Genomic DNA, 16,534 nt, shown 5'->3' on the forward strand with positions numbered 1-16,534 from the left:
CGGCACCCGTGCCCGGCGGGACGCCCGGGCCCGGTGCGGACGGACGTGGACGAAGGGTCCACGCCACCGCTCGACTCCGGCCCGAGCGGTCCCGCGCCGCCCTGTGGGCCCGCTCCACGGCTCGCGCTCGCGCCGCCGGCCCCGGAGCGCCCCGCACCGCCCGCGGGGCCGTCCTGGGCGCGTTCACAGCGCCGGGACCTCCTCCGCGAAGTGCTCCAACTGGTCCGTCAGCTCGGCCCGGGAGCGGGAGCGGAAGCGGAGTTGGAGCTGGGTGACGCCCATGGCGCGGTAGGCGCGGAGGGACTCGGCGAGGCGGGCGGGGTCGCCCGTCAGGGTGCGGGGGCCGACGTCCCAGGCCGGCTGCCCCACGTAGAGGGGTTCCGCGATGGCGCCGAAGGTGAAGGGCGTCTCCGCGAGGCCCGCCTCGTCCCGGAGCCTGCGGATACGCTCGATCTTGCCCGGCAGGGCTTCGCGGCGGTCACCCTGGGGGAGCCAGCCGTCGCCGCGGAGGGCGGCACGGCGTACCGCCGCGGGCGACGAGCCGCCCACCCACAGCGGGGGCCGGGGGCGCTGGGCGGGGCGGGGTCGCTGTCCCAGTCCGCCGAAGGAGAAACGCTCTCCCTCGTGCGAGGGGAACTCCTCCTCCCCCAAAGCCGCTTTGAGGGCGTCGATGGTCTCGTCGAGGACGGCGCCGCGCCGGTCGAAGTCGGCGCCGAGGGCGTCGAACTCCTCGCGCACGTGTCCCGCGCCGACACCGAGGACGAGCCGGCCGCCGGAGAGGTGGTCGAGCGTGGCGTACTGCTTGGCGGTCGCCAGGGGGTGCCGCAGGCCGACGACGGCGACGTGGCTGAGCAGGGCGACGCTTTCGGTGGCCGCCGCCAGGAAGGAGAGCGTGGCGACCGGGTCGTACCACACGGTGCTCATCGCCGCGGCGAGGCGCTTGGGGACGGCCACGTGGTCGCAGCAGGCGATGTAGGCGTACCCCGCACGGTCGGCCGCGCGCGCGACAGCGAGCAGTTCGGCGGGGCCGGCCGCTGCCTCCCAGGGTTCGGCGTAGAGGGTGCTCTGCGACTGGACCGGCAGCTGTATCCCGTAGACCAGCGCTCCGGTGGGAAAGGTCAGCACGCTGCCATGCTCCAAGCTGACGTTCCGTCAGGCAAGGGTCCGGTACGGCACCGGTGCCGCGTGCCGGGGGGCAGCCACCGGCCGCAGCTCAACTCCTCGCGCGGCGCGAGTGTTTGCTTCCCAAAACCGGGCGGGCCCGTTCCGCCGTACGGCTGCGCGATCGGCGTCGCTGAGGGAACATGGTCGCGCTCCCGTCCGTGATCAGTTCCGTAATCAGTTCTGTGGTCGGTTCCGTGGCCGGTTCCGTGGCCGGTTCCGTGGTCAGTGCCGTTCGCCTTTCCGGGCCGCCCGGGCCGGGACGGGCCAGCCGCACGCCAATCCGACCGTTCAAGGACGCCGATGACCGAGATGCCGGTGGCGCTGACCGTCCTCCTGTCCGCAGGGACGGTGGCCGCCGTGGCACTCGCCCTCCTGCTGACGCGTTCCGTGCGGGTGGCGCGCCGGCTGAGGACGCGTTCCGAGACCGCGCAACGGGACCTGGAGGAGGCCGCGCGGCGCCAGGCGTCGCTCTCCGCGCGGTCGCGTGCGGCCGTCCCCGGAGGGGAGTGCCGCACGCTGGGCGGCCTTCCAGCGCGGCACCGCCTCGGGCCGGGCGGCCGTCGGCGAGCCCAGCGCCACCGACTCGCGGGACCCTGGCGGCGCGCCCGCCCCCGCCGCTCCCCGTTCCGCCGGAGGGAACCGTTCCACGGATGCGGACCGTTCTCCCGTCGGGAACCGTCCCGCCGAAGGGAAACCGGAATGACAATCCCCGCCCCCAGGTCGCTCCGCGACGACACCTCATGGGTGCTGGCCCCGCTGCTGGAGCTGCCGCATGTCATCCACGCGGCCGTCGTCTCCGGTGACGGCCTGATCGAGGGCCGCTCGCCCGATCCGGGGAGGGAGGCGGCGGAGCCGGAGCGGCAGATTCTGGAGAAGGTGCTCAATGGACTCCGCACTCTCGAAAGCTCGTAGCCCGGGCGGCCCGGAGAGCCCCGGCGCCTCTGCGGACTCCGGCGCGGAGGGCTCCCTCTACCTGGAGGACAAGCCGCAGACGCTGGTGAAGCTGCTGGTCGCGGGCCCTTTCGGAGTGGGCAAGACGACCTTCATCCGTGCGCTGTCCGAGACGGCGCCGCTGCACACCGAAGAGGTCATGACGCAGACCGGCGCACTGGTGGACGATCTGGCCGGAGCCCGGGAGAAGACCACCACCACGGTCGCCATCGACTTCGGCCGCCTCACGCTGCCCGGCGATCTGGTGCTCTACATGTTCGGCACCCCGGGACAGCGCCGGTTCCGTCCGCTGTGGCAGGACATCGCCCGGGGCGCGCTGGGCGCCCTGGTGCTGGCGGACACCCGGCGGCTGACGGACTCCTTCGAGGTCATGGACATGATCGAGGAGGCGGGGCTGCGCTACGCGGTGGCCGTCAACTCCTTCCCGGGATCCCCCTCGCACCACCCCGACAGCCTGCGCGACCATCTCGGCCTGCTTCCGGAGACACCGCTGGTGGCGTGCGACGCGCGGGACCGCGGCCAGGCGGCGGACGCGCTGATCGCGCTGGTGGGCCACGTCCTGGCGGTCCACGACCACCAGGAGCAGGCCCAACAGCAGGTCCGACGCGTCCAGCGGGCACCACAGGCACAGCAGGCGCCGCAGGCACAGCAGGCGTCACAAGCACAGCAGACGCCGCAGACGCCACGGACACAGGCACAGCACCCGCGGGAGACCGCGTGAGCACCCGGCCGCCGACGGCCCTCGTCCGTCCGGAGCCGTGCCGCCGCCGCTGTCCCGGCCGGGCCACGAGGTCACCGCGCTGTACGGGGAGGAGTTCGCGGCCGACCCGTACGCGGTCTACGAGCGGCTGCGCCGCTACGGGGCGCCGGCTCCCGTGGAGACCGCTCCCGGCGTGGGCGCCATGCTGGTCCTCGACCACCGCGCCGCGCCGGACCTGCTGCACGACCCCGGCACCTGGTCGAAGGACTCCCGCGGCTGGCAGGACACCGTGCCGGCCGACTCTCCGGTGATGCCGTTGCTGCGGCACCGGTTCACCCCGCTCTCCACGGACGGCGAGGAGCACGCCCGCTACCGCAAGGTGATCACCGACAGTTTCGCCCGGCTGGAACCGCGCCGGGTACGGGAACCGGTACGGGACGTCTCCGACGGGCTGCTCACCAGGTTCGCGCAGCGGGGCCGGGCCGATCTGGTCGGCGCGTACGCGCGGCCGCTCCCCCCTGCTCTTCCTCGGCCGCGCCTTCGGCCTCGACCAGGACGCGGCCGAGTTGCTCGCGCGAAAGGCCACGCGGTGTTCGACAGCCGGCAGGGCGTGGCCGAGGCGGCGGACAGCGCCTACACGCACGCCGTCGGGCAGCTGTACGCGCTCAAGAAGAGTGCTCCCGGACAGGACCTGGCCTCCTGGTCCATCGACCATCCGGAGCGGCTGACTCCCGATGAGGCCATCGACCAGATCGCCCTCACCTTCGGCGCGGGCTGCGAGCCGCTGGCCCATCTGATCGGCAACGCGCTCAGCCGGATGCTCGTCGACGACCGCTACCACAGCGATCTGTCCGGTGGCGCCCTCACCGCCCGGGACGCACTGCGCGACGTGCTGCGCGACGAGCCGCCGATGGCCAACTTCTCGGCGCACTTCCCGCGCCGGGACGTCCACTTCCACGGGAGGCGGCGGGGAGCGGGCGGCCCGGAGGACAGGGCCGGGCCGCCGCCCCCGCCGCCTGGCTGACGCCCTCCGTCACACCGCCCCGCCGTCCCACCGTCCCGTGGCGCGCTCAGGGGCCGGGCCACAGCCCCTCGTCGGTGAGGCCGAGCAGGTCGATGGCGTTGCCGCGCACGATCCGCTCGACCACGTCGTCGGCCAGGTGCGCCATCTGCTCCTCGGCGACCTGGCGGGATCTGGGCCAGGTCGAGTCCGAGTGCGGGTAGTCGGTCTCGTACAGGACGTTGGGCACCCCGATGTCCTCGACGTTCTTCAGCCCGAACGCGTCGTCGAAGAAGCAGCCGTGAACGTGCTCGGCGAACAGTTCGGACGGCGGGCGCAGCACCTTCTCCGCGACGCCTCCCCAGCCCCGGTTCTCCTCCCAGACGACATCGGCGCGCTCCAGGATGTACGGAATCCAGCCGATCTGGCCCTCCGCGTACATGATCCTCAGGTTCGGGAACCGTTCGAAAGCGCCGCTCATCAGCCAGTCCACCATCGAGAAGCAGCAGTTGGCGAACGTGATGGTGGAGCCGACGGCGGGCGGGGCGTCCTCGGAGGTGGAGGGCATCCGGCTGGAGGAGCCGATGTGCATGGCGATGACGGTGCCCGTCTCGTCGCAGGCCCGCAGAAAGGGGTCCCAGGCGTCGGTGTGGACGGACGGCAGGCCCAGCCGCGGGGGTATCTCGGAGAAGCAGACGGCACGCACGCCGCGGGCCGCGTTGCGCCGCACCTCCTCGGCGGCCAGTTCGGCGTCCCACAACGGTATGAGGGTGAGTGGTATCAAACGCCCCCGCGCGTCGGGACCGCACCACTCCTCCACCATCCAGTCGTTGTAGGCGCGCACCCCCAGCAGGCCCAGTTCGCGGTCGGCCGCCTCGGTGAAGGTCTGGCCGCAGAAGCGCGGGAAGGTGGGGAAGCACAGCGCGGACTGGACGTGGTTGACGTCCATGTCGGCCAGCCGCGCGGTCACCTCGTAGGAGCCCGGCCGCATCTGCTCGTAGGTGATGGCCTCCAGCCGCACCTCGTCCCTGTCGTAGCCGACGGCCGTGTCCAGTCTGGTCAGCGGGCGGTGCAGGTCCTCGTACACCCACCAGTCGGCCGGCGGCCCCTCGTCGCCCTTGTCGCCCATCTTCGGGGCGAACTTCCCGCCGACGAAGGTCATCTCCTTGAGCGGCGCGCGGACGATGCGGGGCCCGATGTCGCGGTACCGGGACGGGAGCCGGTCCCGCCACACATGAGGGGGCTCGACCGTGTGGTCGTCCACCGAAATGATCCTGGGGAAGGTCTCCATGCCGACCACCGTAGCCGCGATCTGACGGAGCGTCAGCTACGTGCGCGGCCCTCCGTCCCGCGGAAGGCGAATTCGAAGGCTTCGTAGAGAGGCCGGTACCTGAGCTGACGTAATTGCCGCGGACAAGGCAGACTGACCCGTGCGGGGAACGGAGGAGTGCGAATCAGCCAGGGGGCACACCAATGGGAGCCGGGGACCACACGCGAGTCGGAACGGAGCGTCAGGAGCACCGGCTCCGCTTCGCCGTGCTCGGTCCCGTACGCGCATGGCGCGGGGACCAGCCCCTCAGCACGGGATCGCCCCAGCAGCGCGCCCTGCTCGCCGCGCTGCTGCTGCGCCGCGGCCAGACCGCGACCGCCGAGGAACTCATCGACGCCATCTGGGGCCAGGAGCCGCCCGAGCAGGCCAAGGCGGCGCTGCGCACCTACGCCTCCCGCATCCGCAAGGCCCTCGGCCCCGACGCCGGGCTGCTCGTCAGCGAGTCCGGCGGCTACGCCCTGCGCACCGGCCCCGAGGCCACACTCGACGTCGGGACCGCCCACGAGCTGGCCGTCCGAGCCGAGAAGGCCGCCTTGGGCCAGGACCGCGCCCAGGCCCGCGCCCTGTACGGCCAGGCCCTCGCCCAGTGGGACGGCGAACCGCTCGCCCACGTCCCCGGGCCCTACGCCGAACACCAGCGCATCCGCCTGGAGGAGTGGCGCCTGGGCCTGCTGGAGCTGCGGCTCGACCTCGACCTCCAGGTCGGCTGCCACGCGGAGGCCGTCAGCGAACTGACCGCCCTGACCGCCGCGCACCCGCTGCGCGAACGCCTCCGCGAACTGCTGATGCTCGCCCTCTACCGCAGCGGCCGGCAGGCCGAGGCGCTCGCCGTCTACCACGACACCCGCCGCCTGCTCGCCGACGAACTCGGGGTCGACCCGCGCCCTGAGCTGTCCGAGCTGCAGCAGCGCATCCTGGAGGCCGACGACGAGCTGACCTACCAGGCCGACGAGCCCTCGGCCGAGGGCAAGCCCGCCGTGACCCGCCCGGCCCAGCTCCCGGCCACCGTCGCCGACTTCACCGGCCGCGCCTCCTTCGTCGCCGAACTCGGGGACCAGCTCGCCCAGGCCGACGGCACCGTCATGGCCGTCTCCGCCGTCGCGGGTATCGGCGGCGTCGGCAAGACCACCCTGGCCATCCACGTCGCCCACGCCGCCGCCGACCGCTTCCCCGACGGCCAGCTCTACGTCGACCTCCAAGGCGCCGGGGCCTCCCCCGCCGACCCGGAGGCCGTTCTCGGCTCCTTCCTGCGCGCCCTGGGCGTCGCGGACTCGGACATCCCCAGCGGTGTCGTGGACCGCGCCGCCCTCTTCCGCTCCCTGCTGGCCGGACGCCGCGTCCTCGCCCTCCTCGACAACGCCCGCGACGCCGCCCAGGTGCGCCCCCTGCTGCCGGGCACCGCCGGCTGCGCCGCACTGGTCACCAGCCGCGTGCGCATGGTGGACCTCGCCGGCGCCCACCTGGTCGATCTGGACGTGATGAGCCCGGACGAGGCCCTTGCCCTCTTTACCCGCATTGTTGGCGAAGAGCGCGTCCTGTCCGAACGCGAGGCCGCCATGGACGTGGTGGCCGCCTGCGGGTTCCTGCCGCTGGCCATCCGCATCGCGGCGGCCCGGCTCTCGGCCCGCCGCACCTGGACCGTCTCCGTGCTGGCCGCCAAGCTGGCCGACGAGCGGCGCCGCCTGGACGAGCTGCAGGCCGGCGACCAGGCCGTCAAGGCCACCTTCGAACTCGGCTACGGCCAGCTCGACCCCGAGCAGTCCCGCGCCTTCCGCCTCCTGGGCCTCGCCGAGGGCCCCGACATCTCCCTCGACGCCGCCGCCGCACTCCTCGACCGCACACCCGAGGAGGCCGAGGACGTCCTGGAGTCCCTCGTCGACACCTCCCTCCTGGAGTCCGCCGCACCGCGCCGCTACCGCTTCCACGACCTGGTCCGCCTCTTCGCCCGCGCCTGCGCGGAACGCGACGAACAGCCCCCCAGCGAGTGCGAGGCCGCGCTGGGTCGGCTGCTGGACTTCTATCTGGCGACGGCACGCAACGTGCACGCCCTGGAGCGGCCCGAGGAACGGCTGGTCGACCATCTGGAGCCGACGGAGCACGAGGGGCTGGGCTTCCCGGGACAGACGGCGGCGATCGACTGGCTGTTCTCCGAGTCGGCCTGCTTCCTGGCCTGCGCACGCCAACTGGGCACGGGCGCGACCCTGCGCAAGGCGGTCGATCTGCTGATGGCCGCCGGCGCGCTGGGCGAGTCCGGCGCCAACATCCGGCAGTACGAACAGGCGGCGCAGGCCCTGAAGGAGGCCGCACAGGCCGACGGCAACGCCCACGCGGAGGCCCGTGCCCGCTCCGTGCTGACCGGCCTCCACCTCACCAGCGGCGACTTCGACGCGGCTGCCGATCAGGCCCGCGCCGCCGAAGTGCTGGGCACCGCCGACGGGGACCCGATCTCCCGGTCGTACGCGTTGAACGACCAGGGCATCGTGGCCAATTACCAGGGCCGGTACGAGGAGGCCAAGCACTTCCTCAGCCAGGCGCTGGAGGCGTTCCGGGCCCAGGACAACAAGATCGCGGCGGCGAGCGCACTGGGCAACCTCTCCCGCGCGAGCACCTGGCTGGGCGAGACCGAGGAGGCGATCGCGCTCGCCGAGCAGGCGGTGGCCATCCACGCGGGCGTCGGCATCTCCATGCGGCGTGCGAACTCCCTCTACGCGCTGGGGATCGCCCTGACGGAGGCCGGACGGCTGGCCGAGGCGGAGCGGCACCTGGGAGAGGCGCTGGACATCTTCCAGCAGAGCCGGCAGCGCCTGTGGGAAGGGATGGCCTACTTCCGGCTGGGCGAGGTGCAGCTCGCCGCCGAACGGCCGGCCCAGGCGGCGGCGCTGGCCGAACAGGCCATCGCCATCCTGCGCAGCGTCGGCGGCCCGTGGCGGCGGGCGAACGCGCTGATGCTGCTCGGCCGCTCCCTGGAGGCCATCGGGCACCAGCGCCGGGCACAGGCATGCTGGCGCGAGGCGCTGGAGCAGTACGAGAGGCTGGGCTCCCCCGAGGCGGAGGCGGCGCGCGAGCTGCTGAGCGCCACGGACGCCGTCTAGCGCGGCGCGCAACGCCTTCACCAACGAGACGTTCATCGATCGTTTATCGGCGTCCGGCATGCTCATAGCAGTCGATCCGGCGCGTCGGGGGGCAGGCGGATCGACAGGGAGTATCGATTGTTTTCCCCGATAGGGTGAACGGCCCTGACTCGTCCGTCCGGCGGCCCACGGGGGAGCCGCTGGACGGGCATCTGCCCACAGACCCCCACGGAGGGAAGCCACCATGAGCGACCACGAGGAGAAGGTCACGCCCGAGAGCGGCGAGATGACCACCAAGGACCGCAACAACACCATCAAGCCGGCGGGCGCCAAGGAAAACGGTGGCGAGGTCACCACCCAGGACCGCAACAACACGATTCTGCCCGCCAACTGAGACTCGCGCTCCGGGGAGAGGGGGGAACGGGGGAGGTCCCCGGAGTGCGCGGGCGGCCCTTGGGGGAGGAAGCCGCCGGGGGGATACGGGGGACCGCAACACGGGGGATACGAGGGCCGCGATCGACGACACAGAGGGGGAGTCGTCGGCCGCGGCCCTCGGCGTACGGATGGGCCTCGCCGTTTCTTCGAGGACCGCAGCGTCAAAGTAATGAGCAGTACATCTCATCTCTCCTGGAGGTAGCTCCCCATGGCCCGCTCCAAAGAAATGTTTGCTGTCTGCGCCCTCGCGCTCGGGACGCTGGCCGCCGTCACGGCGCCCGCCCTGGCCGGTGACCAGGCACCGTTCCACACGGCCGACCGATCGCAGACCATAGGCGTCCCGGACCGCAACGCCACCCTGCTCCCCGGCGCCGACGAGAGGCACGGTGCCGCCGCCGGTTCAGGTTTCCAGGTCAGCTGAGCCGGGAGCGCAGAAGGGTCTTGACGACCTTGCCGCCGGCGTTGCGGGGGAGTTCGGGGACGAACTCGACCTCCCTGGGGACCTTGTAGTTGGCCATCTCCCGGCGGGACCAGGCGATGAGGTCGTCGGCGGTGACCGTCGCGCCGGGCCGGCGGACGGCGTAGGCCTTGGCGACCTCGCCGAGGCGGGGGTCGGGGACGCCGATGACGGCGGCCTCGGCGATGCCGGGGTGGCGGGCGAGGAGGCGTTCGATCTCGGCGGGGTAGGCGTTGAAGCCGCCGACGATGAACATGTCCTTGATCCGGTCGGTGATGCGCAGGTTGCCGTCGGCGTCCAGGACGCCGACGTCGCCGGTGCGCAGCCAGCCGTCGGGGGTGAGGACCTCGGCCGTCTCCTCCGGCTCCTCGAAGTAGCCGGACATCACGTGGTAGCCGCGCACCAGTACCTCGCCGGGCTCGCCGGGCGGCCGGCGGGCGCCGGAGGGGGAGACGACCTTCACCTCGGTACCGGGTATGGCGCGGCCCGAGGTGGTGGCGACGACCTCGGCGGGGTCGCCGCGGCGGCACATCGTCACGGTGCCGGACGCCTCGGTGAGCCCGTAGGCGGTCAGGACGGTGCCGACATCCAGTTCGGCGCGCAGCCGCTCGACCAGTTCCAGGGGGACGACGGCGGCGCCGGTGACGACCAGCCGCAGTGTCGACAGGTCGTGCTGGTGGCGGGCGGGGTGGTCGAGGATCGCCCGGTGGAGGGTGGGCGGTCCGGGCAGCACGCTGATGCGTTCGGCGGCGATGTGCGCGAGCGCGGTCTCCACGCTGAAGACGGGTTGCGGGACCATCGTGGCGCCGCGCAGCAGACAGGCGATGACGCCGGCCTTGTAGCCGAAGGTGTGGAAGAACGGGTTGACGATGAGGTAGCGGTCGTCCTTCGTGAGTCCGGCCAGTTCGCTCCAGGTCCGGTAGACGCGGAGCGTCTGTTCGTGGGTGATGACGGCGCCCTTGGGGTGGCCCGTGGTGCCCGAGGTGAAGGTGATGTCGGAGGGGGACGAGGGGGCCACCTGTGAGGCGCGGGCCCTGACCGCGTCCCGTCCGACCGCGGAGCCGGCCGCCAGGAACGCGTCCCAGGTGTGGAAGCCCGCCGGGGCGTCCGAGGCCAGGACCACCGCGTCGCGCAGGTACGGCAGTCCGGGCAGCGGCCCGGTGCCCGGCCCCTCGGCGGTGGCGCGGCGCAGTGAGGCCACGTACGAGGTGCCCAGGAAGGTGCCGGTGACGAAGAGCAGCCGGGCCCGGGTCCTGCCCAGCACATAGGCGGCCTCGGCGCCCTTGAAGCGGGTGTTGAGGGGGACGAGGACGCCGCCCGAGCTGACGGCTCCCAGCGCGGCGACGATCCAGTCGAGGGTGTTGGGCGCCCAGACCGCGACCCGGTCGCCGGGTTCCAGCCCGGTGGCCAGGCAGGCGGCGGCCGCCTGTTCGACGCGCTCCCCCAGTTGCGCGTAGGTGATCCGGGTGCGTCCCTCGACGACGGCCTCGCGCGGCCCGTGGCGGGCGGCGGCCCCCCGGACGAGTTCGGGAATGGTGCCGTACGCGCGGGAAGCCTGTGTGCCGCTCACCCTTCGCCCTCCCTCCGCCGCGCCGGCCGGCTCATGGCGCGGTGTTCGCCGGACACCACTACCTGACACACCGTCAGGTTAGCTGTAGCCTCCCCCACTGTCAGCAGCGGTGCACCGACCCACGCGCCGGCCTCTGTCGCCAGGCCGGCCCAGGAGGACGTCATGGCCCGGGAGGACGTCATGAAGGACGCCACGGCGATCGTCGGCATAGGGCAGACGCCCTTCGCCAAACGGCTCCCCGAATCCGAGAAGGCCCTCGCCTGCCGCGCCGTCCTCCAGGCGCTGGACGACGCGGGGATCTCCCCCTCCGAGGTGGACGGCTTCGCCTCGTACACCATGGAGGAGACCGACGAAGTGGAGGTCGCCAAGGCCATCGGTGCGGGCGATGTGACGTTCTTCTCCAAGGTCGGCTACGGGGGCGGCGGCTCGTGCGCCACGGTCGCCCACCTTGCCGCCGCCCTCGCCACCGGCCAGGCCACCGTGGGAGTGGCCTGGCGCTCCCGCAAGCGCGGCTCGGGGCCGCGGCCGTGGCGGAACACCACCGCGCAACTGCCCACGCCCGCCCAGTGGACCCGCCCCTTCGGACTGCTGCGGCCCGCCGACGAGATCGGCATGCTCACCCGCCGCTACATGCACGAGTACGGCGCCACCCGCGACCACCTGTTCAATGTCGCGCTCGCCTGCCGCAACCGCGCCAACCAGAACCCCGCCGCGATGATGTACGAGCGCCCGCTGACCCGCGAGATGTACATGACCTCCCGCTGGATCAGCGAGCCGCTGTGCCTGTTCGACAACTGCCTGGAGACCGACGGCGCGCTGGCCTGCGTGCTGGTCTCCGCCGACCGCGCCCGCGACTGCCGCCGCAAGCCCGTCTACGTCCACTCCGCGGCGCAGGGACTGCCCGCGCAGCACCACGGGATGGTCAACTACTGGTGCGACGACCCGCTGCGCGGCCCCGCCTGGACAGCGGCCCAGCAGCTGTGGAAGCACGCCGACTTCACCCCGCAGGACGTGGACGTCGCGCAGATCTACGACGCCTTCACCGCGCTGATCCCGCTCTCCCTGGAGGGGTACGGCTTCTGCGGGCGCGGGGAGGGCGCCGCGTTCACCGAGGGTGGCGCGCTGGAGGTCGGCGGGCGGCTGCCGCTGAACACCTCGGGCGGCGGGCTCAGCGAGGCGTACGTGCACGGCTTCAACCTGATCACCGAGGGGGTGAGGCAGCTGCGCGGCACCTCGACGGCGCAGGTGCCCGACGCCGCGACCTGCCTGGTCACGGCGGGCGAGGGCGTTCCCACCTCCGCGCTGCTGCTGAGGAGTTGATGAGGGTGACCTCGATGCCCACGGCGACACCGCCCGGCCTGCTGCTGCCGGTGCCGGACGATGACGGCGCGCCCTTCTGGGAGTACGCGGCGCGGGGCGAACTGCGGGTGCAGGCGTGCGACGGCTGCGGGGCGTGGCGCTTCCCGCCGCGCCCCTGCTGTCCGCGCTGCGGATCCTTCGCGCGCGTGTGGCAGCCGACGAGCGGACGCGGCCGCGTCTGGTCGTATGTGATCGCCCATCCGCCACTGCTGCCCGGATACGCCGAACTGGCCCCCTACGACGTGGCCGTGATCGAGCTGGCCGACGACCCCGCGATCCGGCTGGTGGGCAACGTGGTGGCGGCACCGGACGCGGCGCCCGGCTCCGTGGACCCGGACCGGCTGCGCATCGGCGCGCCGGTGCGGGCCGTCTTCGCCACCGTGAAGGACGGCGAGCGGCACATGTGCGTACCGCGCTGGCTGCTGGAGCGGCCGTGAGCATCGGCCTGGAGCGCCGCGACGGGGTGGCCACGGTGGTGCTGGACCGCCCCGAGAAGCACAACGCGCTCGACCTTGCCGACGCGCGGGCTCTGCGGGAGGTGTGGTGCGCGTTGCGTACCGACCGGTCGGTCCGGGCGGCCGTACTCACCGGCGCGGGCGGGCGGGCCTTCTGCACCGGCGCCGACCGCGCGGCCGTCACCGAAGAGGGTGCCGTACCTCAACCGCACTCCCCCTTCGCCATCGAGGACCCGTTGCTGTCGATCGGGCCGAAAAGCAACGACCTGTGGATACCGGTCGTCGCCGCGGTGGAGGGCATGGCCTGCGGCGGTGCGTTCTACCTGTTGAGCGAGGCCGAATTCCTCGTCGCGACCGAGGAGTCCACCTTTTTCGACCCGCACACCACCTACGGCATGGTCAGCGCGTACGAGGCCATGGGGATGGCCCAGCGGATGCCGTTCGGCGAGGTGGCCCGGATGGCGCTGATGGGCACCGCCGAACGCGTCTCGGGACGGCGCGCTTACGAGACGGGGCTCGTCTCCGAGCTGGCCCCCGTCGGCGGCGCGCTGGAGGCCGCACTGCGCTGCGCCCGGGTGCTCGCCGGCTACCCGCCGGAGGCCGTGCAGGGCACCGTCCGCGCGGTGTGGGCTGCCAGGGAGGCGGCGCTCGCCCAGGCGCGGGCGCAGGCCCCGGCCCTCATCGCCCTCGGCAACCTCCCGCCGCAACGGCAGGCGGAACTGTTCCGGAACCGGAACCGGAACCGCGACCGCGACGACACCTACCGAACCCGCTGAGCCCCGCACCACACAGGAGCGCACGCCGCACAAGAGCGAACACCGCACAGCAGCGGGCGCCTCACCTCACGGACTCCAGTTCGCACTCGACGACGTCGCGCACCCGCTCCGGGGAGCCCATCGGCACCTTCACGCTCGCGCTGCGCCCACCCGCGACACTGACGACCGCCGAGCCGGTGTCCACCACCTCGCCGTCGCCGTCGAGGAACTCGACGCTCACGGTGAAGGTTCCCCTCGCCTCACCCGAGTTGCGGACCCGCACAGTGGCACCGGGCCGCTGCCCTTGCTTCCGCACACCCTTCGCCTGCTGCGCCGCGGCACACTCCGTCACCCGGCCCGACCCCTTCGCCCCGCTGCCGCCCGACGAGCTGGAGGAACTGGAGGAATGGGAGGAACGGGAGCCGGAGGACGTCGAAGAGCCGTAACCGGAGGAGGCCGAGGAACCGTAACCGGAGGACGAGGAGCCGTCGTAGCTGTCCGAGCTGCCGCTGTGGCTGCTGGAACTCTTGCTGCTGCACCCGCCGCCACCGCCGCCGTGGCTCTTGCCCCCGCCGCCGCGTCCGCCGGACGAGCGCGCCTGGCTGAAGCCGCTCAGTGCCAGCAGGACGACCGTGACCGCGGCGAGGAGCTTGAGGTGCCGCAACTGCTTCATAAGAACCCCCGAACGTACCCGGACAACCGATTTGTCGCGTCCAGAACAATCATTGCCACCGGCTCAAGACGCCCACAGTGGCGAGCGGGTTCCCGGCGGCGTAGCGTCGGAAGCGGATCACGCAGCACGCACCCACAGGCGTCGCAGCGGCGCCGGGAAGCGAGGCGAGACCATGCTCCGCAACGCGATCGGGGCGCTGCTCGCCCTCATCGGAGCGGCGGCCGCCGTATACAGCCCCTTCCGCCCGTGGTACGACGGCCGCCTCGGACGCGACTTCCGCATCGACCAGCTCTTCGAGCCGGGCGGCATCACCGGGGCGGGCGCGGCGCTGTTCACCGGCCTGTTCCTGCTGATGCTGGTCGCGGCGGTGGTCGCCGTCCTGGGCGTGCTGGTCCTCTCGCGCCTCCTGGTGACGCTCGCGGGCGTGCTCGCCGCGGGCTTCACCATCCTGTGGATGGTGCGGCAGGGGCAGGCCGCGGGCAGCCTCTCGGCCGGCAACACCGGAGGGCTGGCCTCCGGCGCCGGGCTCGCCCTGGGCGGCGGCCTCCTGCTGCTCCTCGCCGGCGGAATGATGGCGGGCCGCCGCGCCGCCGCCCGCCACCGGCAGGCCGCGGAGCCCGCCGCCGGGGCGCCGCACCCCTACCAGGGCGAACGGGACCAAGGGGAACGCGGGGCCTACGCGGACCACGGGGTACCGGACAGGTCCGAGGACACGCTGGAACAGCCGTACGCCGGGCCCCCGCCCCCGCAGCAGCCGGGCGGCCCCTACACGGCGCCCCCTCCCCCGTCGCAGCCCTACCCGGACCAGCCCGGAATGCGCGCGGCACCGCAGCCGCCCCCGAGCGAGCAGTCCTACCCGGGACCCCGGCCTCCCGAACCCGGCGCGGCCCCCTACGCGCAGCCGTACGCGGAACCCCCGTACCCGGAAGAGGAGACCGAGCCCTACGAGTCCCTCCCCGGCACCCAGGGCGCGCCGCTGGACGAGCCGTACGAGCCGCGCTCCCAGGGCCGCCAGCCCGGGAGCCGCCAGCCCGAGGACCGTCCGCCCGATGAGGACCGTCCGCAGGGGGACACACCCCGGCAGCAGCCCACGGGCCGGGAGGAGGAACCGCCCGACAACACCCGCCCCTTCCCCACGGCACCGCCTCCTCCCGAGAACCCCGGCGAGGAGGACACCTGGCCCCACCGGGGACGGGACGCGGCCTGAGCCGGCACAGCCCCCGCACCCGCAACCGCCACCGCGCCCAGCAGCCACGGCACCCAGCAACCAGCAACCAGCAACCACGGCAACAGCAGTCGGCAGCCGCAGCAACAGCAGTCGCGGCACCGGCCACCCCGCCGTCAGCCTTGCCGCACAGCCGTGCCGTCAGCCCACCACCCGGCCCCGAACCGCCTACCGCTCTGCCGTTTTCGGCCGCCGTGCTGCCGTACCGCCCTGCCGTCAGCCGTTGTGGCGTGACTGGCCGGTGCCCTTCGCCGCGTCGAGCGCGTAGACGCAGCGGTCCTTGCTGCACGCGTAGACGACGCCGCCGACCGCGACCGGGGAGCCGGTGATCTCGCCGCCGGTGGCGAGCTTCCAGCGCAGCTGGCCGCCGACGGCGTCCACGGTGTAGAGGCAGTGGTCGGCGGAGCCGAAGTGGACGCGTCCGCCGGCGACCACGGGGGCGCCGACCACGTCGGCTCCCGTCGCGAACCGCCAGCGGGGCGTGCCGCTGACCGCGTCGAGGGTGTAGACGGCGCTGCCGCTGCCGAGGTGGACGAGCCCGTCCGCGGTGACGACGGGCTCCGTGGAGTGCCGGGCCTCGGTGGCGATGCGCCAGCGGTCGTTGCCGGTGCCGGAGTCGAGCGCGTACACGGTGCCGAGGTAGTCCGCGAGGTAGACGCCGCCGCCCGTCACCCCGGGCCCCGGCACGAACGCGGGCGGGCACAGGAACGCCGCGGGGGCGTCGAAGCGCCACCGTTCGCGTCCCGTCGCCGCGTCCAGCGCGAAGAGGCGGGAGCCCGCGCAGACGTAGACGGCGCCGTCCTCGGCGGCGGTCACGCGGACGGGCACCCCGCCGGTGGCGGAGGCGTCGCCCACCGGGTACGTCCACCGCTCGGCGCCGGTGCGGGCCTCCAGCACGTACAGCCGCCCGTCCGCCCAGGTGTAGACGGCGCCGTCGGCGATGACGGGACCGCCCTCGGGGGTCTCGAAGTCGGCCTGCGCCCCGGTCAGGTCCCACAGCTTCTCGCCGGTCGCCGCCTCCCACGCCTGGACGCCACCGCCCCGGGTGCCGGTCACCACGGTGCCGCGGTCGACCTGGAGGGAGTAGACCCAGCCGTCGGTGGCCCGCCGCCAGCGCTCGGAGCCGTCGGTCGCGTCGAGCGCGTACAGGCTCGGCCCGTCGGAGGCGTGCACCCGTCCGCCGGAGACAGCCATCGACCAGGCGACCTCACGCGTCTTGAACCGCCTGCGCCCGCTCGCCACGTCCAGTGCGTGCACCTCGAACGACGTGACGTAGACCAGGTCGTCGGCCACCGCCGGGGAGCCCCACACGTCGTTCGACATCCGGAACCGCCACGGCCGCCAGCGCTGCTGGCCCCCGGACGGCGCCCCGGCCGCACCGGCCGCACC

14 protein-coding genes and 1 pseudogene are annotated in these 16,534 nt (G+C 73.3%); 10 read left to right on the plus strand and 5 right to left on the minus strand.

Features of this window, described 5'->3' with window-relative positions:
• Window positions 1-183 precede the first annotated feature (183 nt).
• Complete coding sequence (locus FM076_RS14050) at window positions 184-1,125, minus strand: TIGR03619 family F420-dependent LLM class oxidoreductase (RefSeq protein ID WP_173870802.1); 942 nt, start codon at window positions 1,123-1,125, stop codon at window positions 184-186.
• A 738-nt stretch (window positions 1,126-1,863) separates the two neighbouring features.
• Between FM076_RS14050 and FM076_RS14055 the strand changes: the two genes are divergently transcribed.
• The 3 genes and pseudogenes from FM076_RS14055 (at window position 1,864) to FM076_RS14065 (ending at window position 3,839) form a co-directional block, all read left to right on the plus strand.
• Window positions 1,864-2,076: a hypothetical protein gene (locus tag FM076_RS14055; RefSeq protein ID WP_428814848.1), complete on the plus strand. Its 213-nt coding sequence runs from the start codon at window positions 1,864-1,866 to the stop codon at window positions 2,074-2,076.
• Window positions 2,048-2,704, plus strand: a pseudogene (locus FM076_RS14060) (GTP-binding protein); the annotation flags it as partial. The gene FM076_RS14055 and the pseudogene FM076_RS14060, both read left to right, overlap by 29 nt.
• Before the next feature lie 169 nt (window positions 2,705-2,873).
• Window positions 2,874-3,839 (plus strand): cytochrome P450, encoded by a 966-nt coding sequence (locus FM076_RS14065; protein ID WP_173870806.1) that lies wholly within the window; start codon window positions 2,874-2,876, stop codon window positions 3,837-3,839.
• 46 nt (window positions 3,840-3,885) lie between these two features.
• On the opposite strand, the gene FM076_RS14070 is transcribed toward FM076_RS14065, so the two are convergent.
• Entirely contained in the window at window positions 3,886-5,106 is a 1,221-nt protein-coding gene (locus FM076_RS14070; RefSeq protein ID WP_173870808.1) for an amidohydrolase family protein, read from the minus strand.
• Between the two features lie 182 nt (window positions 5,107-5,288).
• Here FM076_RS14070 and FM076_RS14075 point away from each other — a divergent pair, with 182 nt between their 5' ends.
• From FM076_RS14075 to FM076_RS14085, 3 genes are all read left to right on the plus strand, one after another.
• A complete protein-coding gene (locus FM076_RS14075) occupies window positions 5,289-8,237 on the plus strand; it encodes an AfsR/SARP family transcriptional regulator (protein ID WP_173870810.1) in 2,949 nt (982 codons plus the stop codon).
• 223 nt (window positions 8,238-8,460) lie between these two features.
• Entirely contained in the window at window positions 8,461-8,610 is a 150-nt protein-coding gene (locus tag FM076_RS14080; protein ID WP_173870812.1) for a hypothetical protein, read from the plus strand.
• Between the two features lie 249 nt (window positions 8,611-8,859).
• A complete protein-coding gene (locus tag FM076_RS14085; protein ID WP_173870814.1) occupies window positions 8,860-9,072 on the plus strand; it encodes a hypothetical protein in 213 nt (70 codons plus the stop codon).
• Here the strand turns inward: FM076_RS14085 and FM076_RS14090 are convergent.
• The gene (locus FM076_RS14090) at window positions 9,065-10,678 is read right to left on the minus strand and encodes a FadD3 family acyl-CoA ligase (protein WP_173870816.1); all 1,614 of its coding nucleotides are present in this window, start codon (window positions 10,676-10,678) and stop codon (window positions 9,065-9,067) included. The two genes, FM076_RS14085 and FM076_RS14090, sit on opposite strands and share 8 nt — an antisense overlap.
• 162 nt (window positions 10,679-10,840) lie before the next feature.
• Here FM076_RS14090 and FM076_RS14095 point away from each other — a divergent pair, with 162 nt between their 5' ends.
• From FM076_RS14095 to FM076_RS14105, 3 genes are read left to right on the plus strand one after another with little or no spacing between them, the layout of a single operon-like run.
• A complete protein-coding gene (locus tag FM076_RS14095; RefSeq protein ID WP_173870818.1) occupies window positions 10,841-11,998 on the plus strand; it encodes a lipid-transfer protein in 1,158 nt (385 codons plus the stop codon).
• Window positions 11,998-12,474: a Zn-ribbon domain-containing OB-fold protein gene (locus FM076_RS14100; protein ID WP_428814849.1), complete on the plus strand. Its 477-nt coding sequence runs from the start codon at window positions 11,998-12,000 to the stop codon at window positions 12,472-12,474. The genes FM076_RS14095 and FM076_RS14100 overlap by 1 nt, the downstream gene beginning before the upstream one ends.
• A complete protein-coding gene (locus FM076_RS14105; RefSeq protein ID WP_173870820.1) occupies window positions 12,471-13,268 on the plus strand; it encodes an enoyl-CoA hydratase-related protein in 798 nt (265 codons plus the stop codon). The genes FM076_RS14100 and FM076_RS14105 overlap by 4 nt, the downstream gene beginning before the upstream one ends.
• A 61-nt stretch (window positions 13,269-13,329) precedes the next feature.
• On the opposite strand, the gene FM076_RS14110 is transcribed toward FM076_RS14105, so the two are convergent.
• Window positions 13,330-13,920 (minus strand): hypothetical protein, encoded by a 591-nt coding sequence (locus FM076_RS14110; protein WP_173870822.1) that lies wholly within the window; start codon window positions 13,918-13,920, stop codon window positions 13,330-13,332.
• Between the two features lie 172 nt (window positions 13,921-14,092).
• Here FM076_RS14110 and FM076_RS14115 point away from each other — a divergent pair, with 172 nt between their 5' ends.
• A complete protein-coding gene (locus FM076_RS14115; RefSeq protein ID WP_173870823.1) occupies window positions 14,093-15,127 on the plus strand; it encodes a hypothetical protein in 1,035 nt (344 codons plus the stop codon).
• 234 nt (window positions 15,128-15,361) lie between these two features.
• Here the strand turns inward: FM076_RS14115 and FM076_RS14120 are convergent.
• Window positions 15,362-16,534, minus strand: a 1,173-nt coding sequence (locus FM076_RS14120) for a PQQ-binding-like beta-propeller repeat protein (protein ID WP_173870825.1), incomplete at its 5' end; no start/stop codon positions are given.

Origin of the sequence: Streptomyces albus subsp. chlorinus (genome assembly GCF_013302895.1) — a bacterium.
Classification (GTDB): domain Bacteria; phylum Actinomycetota; class Actinomycetes; order Streptomycetales; family Streptomycetaceae; genus Streptomyces; species Streptomyces chlorinus.